The sequence below is a fragment of the Micromonospora phytophila genome (assembly GCF_023656545.1).
GTDB lineage: Bacteria > Actinomycetota > Actinomycetes > Mycobacteriales > Micromonosporaceae > Micromonospora > Micromonospora phytophila.
Map to the genome: position 1 here is coordinate 1 of NZ_JAMOKF010000185.1, position 11,113 is coordinate 11,113.

The 11,113-nt window shown below is 73.6% G+C and carries 11 protein-coding genes; 4 read left to right on the forward strand and 7 right to left on the reverse strand.

The window, feature by feature from the left end:
• The 4 genes from NCC78_RS20245 to NCC78_RS20260 form a co-directional block, all read right to left on the reverse strand.
• On the reverse strand, positions 1-695 hold a 695-nt coding region (locus tag NCC78_RS20245), incomplete at its 3' end, for a DUF4397 domain-containing protein (protein WP_250796282.1).
• A gap of 178 nt (positions 696-873) precedes the next feature.
• Positions 874-1,581 (reverse strand): NADPH-dependent F420 reductase, encoded by a 708-nt coding sequence (locus NCC78_RS20250; RefSeq protein WP_284706331.1) that lies wholly within the window; start codon positions 1,579-1,581, stop codon positions 874-876.
• Positions 1,582-1,791: 210 nt separating this feature from the next.
• Complete coding sequence (locus NCC78_RS20255; protein ID WP_250796284.1) at positions 1,792-2,193, reverse strand: hypothetical protein; 402 nt, start codon at positions 2,191-2,193, stop codon at positions 1,792-1,794.
• A gap of 159 nt (positions 2,194-2,352) precedes the next feature.
• Positions 2,353-2,847 (reverse strand): glutathione peroxidase, encoded by a 495-nt coding sequence (locus tag NCC78_RS20260; RefSeq protein WP_250796285.1) that lies wholly within the window; start codon positions 2,845-2,847, stop codon positions 2,353-2,355.
• Between the two features lie 221 nt (positions 2,848-3,068).
• On the opposite strand from NCC78_RS20260, the gene NCC78_RS20265 reads away from it, so the two are divergent.
• Positions 3,069-4,691, forward strand: coding sequence for a glycosyl hydrolase family 18 protein (locus NCC78_RS20265; protein ID WP_250796286.1), 1,623 nt, complete (start codon positions 3,069-3,071; stop codon positions 4,689-4,691).
• A gap of 87 nt (positions 4,692-4,778) precedes the next feature.
• On the opposite strand, the gene NCC78_RS20270 is transcribed toward NCC78_RS20265, so the two are convergent.
• Complete coding sequence (locus NCC78_RS20270; protein WP_250796287.1) at positions 4,779-5,750, reverse strand: AraC-like ligand-binding domain-containing protein; 972 nt, start codon at positions 5,748-5,750, stop codon at positions 4,779-4,781.
• A 197-nt stretch (positions 5,751-5,947) separates the two neighbouring features.
• On the opposite strand from NCC78_RS20270, the gene NCC78_RS20275 reads away from it, so the two are divergent.
• The 3 genes from NCC78_RS20275 (at position 5,948) to NCC78_RS20285 (ending at position 9,006) form a co-directional block, all read left to right on the forward strand.
• Entirely contained in the window at positions 5,948-6,430 is a 483-nt protein-coding gene (locus tag NCC78_RS20275; RefSeq protein ID WP_250796288.1) for a hypothetical protein, read from the forward strand.
• Positions 6,431-6,517: 87 nt separating this feature from the next.
• Entirely contained in the window at positions 6,518-7,924 is a 1,407-nt protein-coding gene (locus tag NCC78_RS20280) for a class II 3-deoxy-7-phosphoheptulonate synthase (RefSeq protein ID WP_250796290.1), read from the forward strand.
• A 50-nt stretch (positions 7,925-7,974) separates the two neighbouring features.
• Positions 7,975-9,006, forward strand: a complete 1,032-nt coding sequence (locus NCC78_RS20285; protein ID WP_250796292.1) for a threonine aldolase family protein — start codon at positions 7,975-7,977, stop codon at positions 9,004-9,006.
• A gap of 217 nt (positions 9,007-9,223) precedes the next feature.
• Here NCC78_RS20285 and NCC78_RS20290 read toward each other — a convergent pair whose 3' ends face one another.
• Positions 9,224-10,087, reverse strand: a complete 864-nt coding sequence (locus tag NCC78_RS20290) for a deoxyribonuclease IV (protein ID WP_250796293.1) — start codon at positions 10,085-10,087, stop codon at positions 9,224-9,226.
• A 2-nt stretch (positions 10,088-10,089) separates the two neighbouring features.
• A partial coding sequence (locus NCC78_RS20295) for a Stk1 family PASTA domain-containing Ser/Thr kinase (protein WP_250796294.1) occupies positions 10,090-11,113 on the reverse strand: 1,024 nt, incomplete at its 5' end.

Consider the following 11,113-nt stretch of genomic DNA (forward strand, 5'->3'; position numbering starts at 1 on the left):
AGCTCGGTGGCGAGCCCGCCCTGCTTCGCGTCGAGCACCAGCAGGGAGTAGACCGCGCCGGCCGACAGGGTCACGTCCGTGTCCGTCGTCGGCCCGCCCGAGCCGCCCACGCGAAGCCGCCAGCGTCCCGGCTCGACCTGCTGGTAGTCGGTGGTGGTGGCGAAGCTGACGCCCTCGGCGAGGGTCGGACCACCGGCCGCCGCCACGTCGAGCACCGGGGCCCGCACCGAGGCCTGGACGACCCGGATCTTGGCCCGGCCCCGCTCGGGCGCGCTGAGGTCGTCGCGCAGCACCCGCAGCCCCAGGTCGGCGTGGCGGCCCACCCCGGCGACGGTGTACGCCGCGCCGCCGCTCACGGCCACCTCGGTGGTGAGCACCGGCGGGTCGTCGGCCGGCGCGCCCGCCTCACGCATCGCGACCGCGTACCGCCCGGCCGGCAGTGGGAGGTACTTCGAGACCACCCCGTAGCCGACGGCGGGGAAGACCTGCGGCTCGCTCGCGCCCGGCGCGGCCAGGTAGACGTCCACGGCCGGGGTGTCGGGGGAGAGGTGCGCCAGCCGGACCTGGCCGACCGTCGCCGCCTCGGCCCGCACGGGCGGGGCGGCCCCGACCGGGGCGGCGGTGAGACCGGTGCCGAGCAGGAGCGCGCCGGTGACCGCGAGCAGCCGGCGGGGTGCGGTGCGGAGCGGGTGCATGTCGCCTCCGGGACGCGTGGGGAACTGGCCCGGCTCCAGAGTCCCGTGAACGAGACTGCGACGCAAGCCCGGCCCCCGTGACACGCCGGCCGGACCGGCTACGTGTACACCGTGGTCACCGTCCCGGGCGCCGGGCGGGCCGCCGGAAGCGGCCCGCCCGACGGATGAGGCGACGGGCTCAGCGGCTCGCGGCGGCCAGGGCCGAGCGCACCTTCTCGGCGTCGCCCGGCGCCTCGCGCTCCCAGTCCTTCGGGTCCGCGCTGTAGATGGTCCCGTACGCGGGGGTGTCCGGCTGGAAGCGCCAACTCTCCGCGAGCGTCCCCGCGTCGACGGCGTCGTAACCGATCTTGTCGAGGAAGGCGGTGACCTCGGCCTTCGCCCCGGCGTCGTCGCCGGCGATCGGCAGCGTGCTGCGGTCCGGGGCGCTGGCGGGCCGGGCCAGCGCGTGCAGGTGCTTGAAGAAGATGTTGTTGAAGACCTTCACCACCCGTGCCCCCGGCAGGTGCCGCTGGAGCAGCTCGCTGCTGGTGGCCGAGCCCGCGTCCAGCTCGGGGAACCGGCCGTCCCGATCCGGGTAGTAGTTGTTGGTGTCGATCACGACCTTGCCGGCCACCGGCTCCACCGGCACGTCCCGGTACGCCTTGAGCGGGATGGTGACCACGACCAGGTCGCCGGCCTCCGCCGCCTCGCGGGGCGTGGCCGCCCGGGCGCGCGGTCCCAGCTCGTCGACGAGGTCCTTGAGGGACTCGGGTCCCCGCGAGTTGCTCAGCACCACGTCATAGCCGGCGGCCACCGCCAGGCGGGCCACCGTGCCTCCGATGTGTCCACTGCCGATCAGTCCCACAGTTGTCATGTCGGTTCTCAACTCCGTTCGCCGTGCCCAGATTCCCGACCGGCGCGGTCGACAATTCGGGTCGGTGGCCCCGGCCGCAGGTCCCGCACGCGACGGTGTCACGAGCCCGTGCCCAACGTACTGCCTGGTGGGGGCGGTGGGCGTGCGGTTCCGGCGGGAAGCGTCAGTGGGAAGCCGGTCCGGCCACGCGCTTCGTCGCCGACGGCAGCGCGGCGACCGCTTCGGTCGCCGACGCTCAGCCCGTCACCTTTCGCGGGGGCCGGGCACGCCGCGCCAGACCGCGACGACCACCCGTTCGACGCGATCGCCGGTCTCCGGGTCGGCCCAGACGAACACCACCGGTTTCGCCGCCGCGAAGAGCTCCCAGACGAACGGCGGGAGGTCCTCGGCGTCGATCCGGAGGTAGAAGCTGGCGGCGGCGAGCTGCCCGAGCAGGTGCTCCAGCACGAACCGCCGCCGGCCGGCGGGATCGAGGTGCTCCGGGACCGGCGGGAGGTGGCGCATCCGGCCGTGGTCGCGCAGCACGTCGTCCGGGACGGCCGCGTCCAGCACCACGCGACCGGCGTCGAGGGCCCGCTGGATGCTGACGTGGTGGGCGGCCGGAACGAGATCCGGCGGGAGCATCCCCTGCACCGCGAAGAACATCGTGCCCCCTCGCCGTACGTCCGCCGGCCCTGTGGCCGATCGTAGTCCGGCCGACACACTCCGGCGTCTCCGGAGATGCGGGCCCGGCGGGCGCCGGCGCTGCCGGTCCGACGTGGACCGCCGTCGCCGTCGCCCGGGTGCCGGCGGCCGGCGGGTGGGTCAGGCGGCGGCGGGCAGCACCTTCTCGATCGCGGCGCGCAGGTCGGCCGAGTCGGGCTGGACGGTCGGGGCGAACCGGGCCGCCACGGTGCCGTCGGGCGTCACCAGGAACTTCTCGAAGTTCCACCGCACGTCGCCGGTGTGGCCCTCGGCGTCGGCGGTCTGCACCAGGGCGGCGTAGAGCGGGTGGCGGTCGGGACCGTTCACGTCCACCTTCGCGGTGAGCGGGAAGGTGACCCCGTAGTTCACCTGGCAGAAGTCGCTGATCTCCTCGGCGCTGCCGGGCTCCTGGCCGGCGAACTGGTTGCACGGCACGCCGAGCACCACCAGGCCGCGGTCGGCGTACTCGTCCTGCAACGCCTGGAGGCCGGCGTACTGCGGGGTGAGGCCGCAGCGGGAAGCGACGTTGACCACCAGCAGCGCGCGCCCCCGGTACTGCGCGAGGTTGGCGGGTCCGCCGGTGAGGGCGTCGATCTGGGTGTCGAAGACGGTCATGGGGCCGAGGTTACGCGCCACTGCCGGTGCCCGGTCCCGGGGCTCGACCCGGCCGCGGGCCGGGGGCGCGCGCCGCTGACCGGGTGGTGGCCGGGGCCCGGGGGACCGATGCGATGCTCCCAGCGGAAATCGATACATGCACATCTTGACGAACTGATGACGGCGTGAGTAGCGTCTCAGCATCTTCTGGAAAGTTTCCTAACTGTTTGGGGAGACGCCACATGAAAAGATCGCTCCGCCGGGCCCTCTGGGTCGGCGCCGTGATGGCGGTGACCGTCGCGACGGTCCCGATGGCCACCGCCTTCGGCGCCGGCAGCGTGACCGCCACGTTCGCCAAGGCGCAGGACTGGGGGACCGGTCACGAGACGAAGGTGACCGTCACCAACGGGTCGGACGCCACGGTCAGCACCTGGCGCATCGAGTTCGACCTGCCGTCGGGCACCACCATCAGCAGCTTCTGGGACGCCGACGTCACCAGCAGCGGCAACCACTACGTCGCGGTCAAGAAGAGCTGGGCCGGCGGGCTCGCGCCGGGCGCGTCGTTCAGCTGGGGCTACAACGGCACCGGGGCGTTCAAGGCGCCGTTGAACTGCACGGTCAACGGGGCGCCCTGCGGCGGCGGCACCACCCCGCCGACCACCACCGCCCCGCCCACCACCACCCCGCCGACCACGGCTCCGCCCACCACGCCGCCGCCGACCACCCCGCCGCCCACCACGACCCCGCCGGGCGGCAAGAAGGTCGTCGGCTACTTCGCCGAGTGGGGCGTCTACGGCCGCAACTACCACGTCAAGAACATCCACACCAGCGGCTCGGCCGCCAAGCTGACCCACATCCTGTACGCCTTCGGCAACACCACCGGCGGTCGCTGCACCATCGGTGACAGCTACGCCGACTACGACAAGGCGTACACCGCGGCGGACAGCGTGGACGGCGTCGCCGACACCTGGGACCAGCCGCTGCGCGGCAGCTTCAACCAGCTGCGCAAGCTCAAGAAGATGTACCCGCACCTGAAGGTGATCTGGTCCTTCGGCGGCTGGACCTGGTCCGGTGGCTTCACCCAGGCCGCGCAGAACCCGGCCGCCTTCGCCAACAGCTGCCACAGCCTGGTGGAGGACCCGCGCTGGGCGGACGTCTTCGACGGCATCGACGTCGACTGGGAGTACCCCAACGCCTGCGGTCTCTCCTGCGACGCCAGCGGCCCGAACGCGTTCAAGAACGTGGTCAGCGCGCTGCGGACGAAGTTCGGCTCGTCGGCGCTGGTCACCGCGGCGATCACCGCGGACGGCAGCAACGGCGGCAAGATCGACGCCACCGACTACGCGGGCGCCGCGCCGTACCTCAACTGGATCATGCCGATGACGTACGACTACTTCGGCGCCTTCAACGCGCAGGGCCCCACCGCCCCGCACTCGCCGCTCTACTCCTACGCCGGCATCCCGCAGCAGGGCTTCTGGTCCGACGCGGCGATCCAGAAGCTCAAGAGCAAGGGCATCCCGTCCAGCAAGCTGCTGCTCGGCATCGGCTTCTACGGCCGGGGCTGGACCGGGGTCACCCAGACCGCCCCGGGCGGCACGGCCACCGGCCCGGCGCCGGGCACCTACGAGCAGGGCATCGAGGACTACAAGGTCCTCAAGAACACCTGCCCGGCCACCGGCACCATCGCGGGCACGGCGTACGCCAAGTGCGGCAGCAACTGGTGGAGCTACGACACCCCGTCCACCATCAACGGCAAGATGACGTACGCGAAGAACCAGGGCCTCGGTGGCGCCTTCTTCTGGGAGCTCTCCGGTGACACCGGCAACGGCGAGCTCATCGGCGCCATCAAGGGCGGTCTCGGCTGAGCCGAGGGCCGACGCACCACCCACACGGCGGGGAGGGACCACGCACCGGTCCCTCCCCGCCCGGCGTGCGGGTGGGCGCCACTCCGGTCAACCCGTCGCCCGGTCGCGGTGCTCGGCGGGGGAGAGCCCGTACGCCGCCCGGAACGCCCGGCTGAAGTGGGCCGGGTCGCGGAAGCCCCAGCGGCGGGCGACCTCCTGCACCGGCAGCCGCCCCAGGCGGGGATCGGCGAGGTCCCGGAAGCAGCGCTCCAGCCGTCGGGTGCGGATCAGGGCCGCGACCGTGGTCGGCGCGCCCTCGAAGAGCCGGTGCAGCGACCGCACCGAGATGTGGTGCGCCGCGGCCACGGTCGCCGGGCTGAGCGACGGGTCGTCGAGGTGCCGGCGCACGAACGCCTCGACGCGCGTACGCAGACCCGTGGCCCGGACCTCGGCGGGCAGGTCGTCCTCGGCGTTCAGGCGGTTGGCGAGCGTGCCGGCGATCAGGTCCAGGGCGATGGTGTCGAGCCGGGCCGCGTCGGTACCGGCGTACTGCTCGGGGTGCTCGACGACGTGGCGGAGGAACTGGGCCAGCAGCAGCCCCATCCCCTCGCCCGACGGGATGTCCGCGGCCAGCAGTTCCGCGACCCGCCCGGCGGGGATCGGCAGCGCGGCGTGCGGCACCAGCGCGGTCACGGTGTACAGCGGCCCGTCGGAGGGCACGTCGGGCCGGTGCGACGACCCGTGCGGGCGGACGGTGTCGACGAGCGCGAAGGCGTGCGGGTGGAGCGCGCCCTGGCGCTGCCCCTGCGTCACCGCGCCGCGCCCGGAGAGGGGGAGGGCCAGCTGGTACAGCTCGGGATCGCTGCTGCGGATCATCGTCGGCGTGCGGCGCAGGTCCAGCGACGGGTACCGCCAGGCGGAGAGCTTGACCACGCCGAGGTCGACCACCCGCGCCGAGGCGGTGAAATCAGCGGCGTGAGCGCTGCTGATGCGCGCGGCGACGGACTCCCGGGCGACCAGGTCGTGCCAGAAACCGAACCGCTCGGCCGGCGGAAGGTGGGCGGTGTCGATCGATCCCACGACGAGAATGTCCCGTCACCTCCCGCGCACCGACCGACGGGCTCCCCACCCGTCCGGACCAGACTATCGGTCGCTCGACAGGGGGTCGGACCAGGCGGCGGCCCGAGGCGTCGGGCGCGACGGAGCGCCATGCGGGGCCGTCGATGTGACAGACTCCCCGCTCAACGGGCTCGATGTCCATGGCGACGGAGGTGACGATGCGCGCGACGCACCGGAGGCTGGCGGCGGGTGCCCTTGTGCTCGCGACCGTGCCGTCCGCCCTGATTGGCTGCGGATTCGGCGGGGACGACAACCCGGCGGAGAAGCCCGGCCGGGCGCCGGCGGAGGAGGCGGCCGCGAAGTCGCGGGAGCGGGTGCAGGCCTACCTCGACGCGATGACCGCCAAGGACGTCGCCGCCGGGCGCAGCCAGCTCTGCGCCCCCCTCCAGGCGAGCTTCGACGCCGCCGCGACCGGCCCGAACGGCGACTTCGCCGACCACTTCCAGGTGCCGCAGGCCGAGATCACCGACATCCGCTCCGGCCCCCGGGGGCAGGAGGTCAGCGCCTCCGTGTCGGTCACCGCCGCTTCCGGCCGGATCACCCGGGCGCTGCTGTTCACCGTCACCCGCGACGGCGCCGACTGGTGCATCGCCGCCGAGGCGCCCGGCGCGAACACTCCGGCCCCGTCCGCCACACCCTGACCTGGGCTCCGGTGAGTGATCTCTCACCAGCCGGAACGGTCCCCCTCGGCCGTCCGCCGCGCCGACGGTCGCCGTACGCTTTCTGTCATGCGCCATGAGTGGCATCAGCTGAGCCATCCCGCGGTGGGCAGCCCGGGCCTGCAGACCAGCCGTCCGACCGTCGACTCCGCCGAGGACGCCGCCCTCGGGCTGGACCGCTGGCGTGATCTGCCCCGCACGCAGATCCCGCCGTGGCCGGACCAGGCCCAGGTCGCCGAGGTCTGCAAGGTGCTCGACACGGTGCCCTCGGTGGTGGCGCCCTACGAGGTCGACCAGCTGCGTCAGCGCCTCGCGCTGGTATGCGAGGGCAAGGCGTTCCTGCTCCAGGGCGGCGACTGCGCCGAGACCTTCGCCGACAACACCGAGAGCCACCTGCTGGCCAACGCCCGCACCCTGCTGCAAATGGCGATCGTGCTCACCTACGGCGCGTCCCTGCCGGTGGTCAAGGTCGCCCGGGTCGCCGGGCAGTACACCAAGCCCCGGTCGCTGCCGACCGACGCGCGGGGCCTGCCGGCCTACCGCGGCGACATGATCAACGGGCTGGAGGCCACGCCGCAGGCGCGGATCGCCGACCCGCAGCGCATGATCCGGGCGTACGCGAACTCGGCCGCCGCGATGAACATGCTCCGCGCCTACCTCGCCGGCGGCCTGGCCGACCTGCACGCCGTGCACGACTGGAACAAGGGCTTCGTCCGCAACTCCCCGGCCGGCGAACGCTACGAGGCGATCGCCCGGGAGATCGACCGGGCGCTGGCCTTCATCCGCGCCTGCGGGATGACCGACGACGAGGCGCTGCGCACCGTCACCCTCTACTGCTCCCACGAGGCCCTCGCCCTGGAGTACGACCGGGCGCTCACCCGGGTCTCCGACCGCCGGGCGTACGGCCTGTCCGGGCACTTCCTCTGGATCGGCGAGCGCACCCGGCAGATCGACGGCGCGCACATCGACTTCATCTCCCGCATCGCCAACCCCATCGGGGTCAAGCTCGGCCCCACCACCACGCCGGACGAGGCGATCGAGCTCTGCGAGAAGCTCAACCCGGAGAACATCCCCGGCCGGCTCACGCTCATCAGCCGAATGGGCAACCACAAGGTCCGCGACGCCCTGCCGCCGATCGTCGCCAAGGTCACCGCCGCCGGCGCCAAGGTGGTCTGGCAGTGCGACCCGATGCACGGCAACACCCACGAGTCGTCCAACGGCTACAAGACCCGGCACTTCGACCGCATCGTCGACGAGGTGCTGGGCTACTTCGAGGTGCACCGGGGCCTGGAGACCCACCCCGGTGGCCTGCACGTCGAACTGACCGGCGAGGACGTCACCGAGTGCCTCGGCGGCGCCCAGGGCATCGAGGACCTCGACCTGCCCGACCGGTACGAAACCGCCTGTGACCCGCGACTGAACACCCAGCAGTCGTTGGAGCTGGCCTTCCTGGTGGCGGAGATGCTCCGTGGCTGACGCGAGGAGTGAGCTTGCGAGCCCCGCAATCGGCAGCCGAAAGGACGATCGTGGCTGACATGTTCGTGGACCTCCGGTCCGACACGGTCACCCGGCCCACGGCCGGTATGCGGGAGGCGATGGCCACCGCCGAGGTGGGTGACGACGTCTACGGCGAGGACCCGACCGTCAACGCGCTGGAGGCCGAGGTCGCCGCGCTGTTCGGGCACGAGGCGGCGCTGTTCGCGCCGACCGGGTCGATGGCCAACCAGATCGCCCTGCAACTGGTGGTGCCGCCCGCCAACGAGCTGCTCTGCGACGCCGACGCGCACGTGGTCACGTACGAGATCGGGGCGGCGGCCGCGTACGGCGGCATCTCCTCGCGGACGTGGCCGGCGGTCGGCGCGGAGCTCGACCCGGACGCGGTCGCCGCGATGATCCGCCCCGACGGCTACTGGGCGGTGCCCACCCGGGCGATCGCCGTGGAGCAGACCCACAACCGCGGCGGCGGCGGGGTGATCCCGCTGGCCACCCTGCGGGAGCTGCGCCGGGTCGCCGACGCCGCCCAGGTCGCGCTGCACTGCGACGGTGCCCGGATCTGGCACGCGCACGTCGCCGACGGCGTGCCGCTGGCGGAGTACGGCGCGCTCTTCGACACCCTGTCGGTCTGCCTCTCCAAGGGGCTCGGCGCACCGGTCGGCTCGCTGGTCGTCGGCAGCGCCGAGAAGATCGAGCGGGCCCGGTTCATCCGCAAGCGGATGGGAGGCGGGATGCGCCAGGCCGGCATCCTGGCCGCCGCCGGCCGGTACGCCCTGGCCCACCACGTCGACCGGCTCGCCGCCGACCACGCCAAGGCGGCCCGGCTCGCCGAGGCGATCGCTCCCTTCGGCGTGCTGGCCACCGCGGTGCGCACCAACCTGGTGCCGCTGGACCTGACCAAGGCGCCGCTGGACGCGCACGCCCTGGCCGGCGCGGCGCGCGCGGAGGGTGTCCTGGTCTCGGTGCTCGGCCCCCGTACCGCCCGGCTGGTCACCCACATGGACGTCGACGACGCCGGCGTCGACCGCGCGATCGAGGCGCTCACCCGCATCCTCCGCGCCTGACCACCCCCACGGCCCCCGCACGGCCCCGCGCCGTCCCGGCTGGTTTCGACGGGTTGATCAAGAAGTTTTGGTCATTCCGGAGGCGGATTTCGGACGCAAACCCCTTGGTCAACACGGGTCGGGCCGGGCCGCGTGAAGGCCGAGCCCGTGGAGGCCGGGCCCGCGTCGAGGCCGGGCCGGGTGAAGGGGTGCCGGGGCGGGCCCGGGGTGGGGTGCCTCAGGGGTGGAGGCGCTTGAGGGCGGCGATGTCGGCGGCGTGGCCGACGTGCTTCTCGGTCGGGGTCTCCACGACGATCGGGACGCCGGCGGTGGCGGGATGCGCCATCAGCTCGGCGAACGCCGGCTCGCCGAGCGTGCCCTTGCCGATGTTCTCGTGGCGGTCGCGGGTGGAGCCGCAGAGGTCCTTCGAGTCGTTGGCGTGCACCAGCCGCAGCCGGTCGGGCCCGACCGTCGCCACCAGCGTGTCCAGCGTGGCGGTCATCCCGCCCTCGGCGGCCACGTCGTGCCCGGCGGCCCAGGCGTGGCAGGTGTCGAAGCAGACCCCGAGCCAGGGATGCCGTTCCACCGCGTCGAGGTAGGGCCCGAGCTGCTCCATCCGGGAGGCGAGCGACCGGCCGCCCCCCGCGCTCGGCTCGACCAGCAGCCGCGGCCCACCCGTGGCCGCCGCCTCGTCGAGCAGCGGCAGCAGCGTCTCGCGGACCTGTCGCAGGGCGGCCTCGGCGTGCCCCTGGTCGACCGCGCTGCCGGCGTGGAAGACCACCCCCTCGGCCCCGATGGCCCGGCCCCGGCGCAGCGCGTGCGCCAGCGTCTCCGCCGACCGCTCGACGGTGTTCGCCGTGGGGGAGCCGAGGTTGACCAGCAGCGACGCGTGGATGAAGACCGGCACACCCCGCTCGGCGCAGCCGTCGCGGAAGAGCACGTCCTGCGCCGGGTCGCCGGCCGGCAGCGCCCAGCCCCGCGAGTTGGAGACGTAGACCTGCACGACCTGGGAGCCGGCCGCGTCGGCGTACGGCAGGGCCGCCCGGGCCAGCCCACCGGAGGTGGGGGTGTGCGAGCCGACCGGCCTGTGGTGCGCCGTCATCGCTACAGACACCCGATGGTGACCTGGGTGCCCGGGGGAACCTGGGTGTTCTCCTGCGGGGTCTGGAACCGGGCGACCGCGTTCGGGTTGAACTGGATCGCCACCGGGAAGCCCTGGCTCTCCAACACCTGCTTGGCCTGCTGGCACGGCAGGTCGACGACCCGGGGCACCGCCACCAGCGGCGGGCCCTTGCTGACCTCAAGGGTGACCTTCGCGCCCTTCTCCACCCCGGCGCCGTCGGCGGGGCTCTGCCCGAGGACGGTGTCCCGGGGCTTGTCGGAGTCCTTGTAGGTGGGCGGGTCGACCAGAGTGAGGCCCAGCTGGGCCAGGATCCCCCGGGCGTCGTTCAGGCTCTTGCCCACGAGGTTCGGCACCGAGATCGGGGCCTTGCCCTTGCTCAGCACGACGGTGATCTTGTCGCCCGGCTTCGCCTCGGCCCCCGCCTTGGGGTTGGTGTCCACCACCACGCCCGCCGGCAGGTTGTCGTCGTAGCGCGCGGCGCCCTTGGCCACCACGAGCTTCACGTTCAGCAGGTCCGCCTCGGCCAGCTCGAACTCCTTGCCCACCACGTCCGGCACCTGGAACCGTTCCGGGCCCAGCGACAGGGTGAGCGTGATCGTGCCGCCCTTGACGATCCGGGTGGCGGAGACCGGGTCCTGCGCCAGGACGCCGTCCTTGGGGACCTTCTCGTCGTGCCGCGGCGCGGCGTAGTCGAGGGTGAAGCCGGCACGGGCGGCCCGCGCCTCCGCGTCGGCCTGGGTCAGGCTCACCAGCTCCGGTGCGACCGTGTAGCGGCCCACCCCGACCCACCAGCCGCCGATCGCGGCCACCAGGCCGAGCACCACCACCGCCGCGGCGACCGCCATCCGGCCCCGGGGGTCGCCCATCACCCGGGTGCGCAGCGCGGCCAGCCGGGACCACAGGTCGTCGCCCTCCTCCGGCGCGGCGCGTCGGCGGCCCGTCCGGGGGCCGCTCCCGTCGGGCAGCCGGGCCCAGGTCGGCCGCTCGGCCGGCCGGACGGCCGCG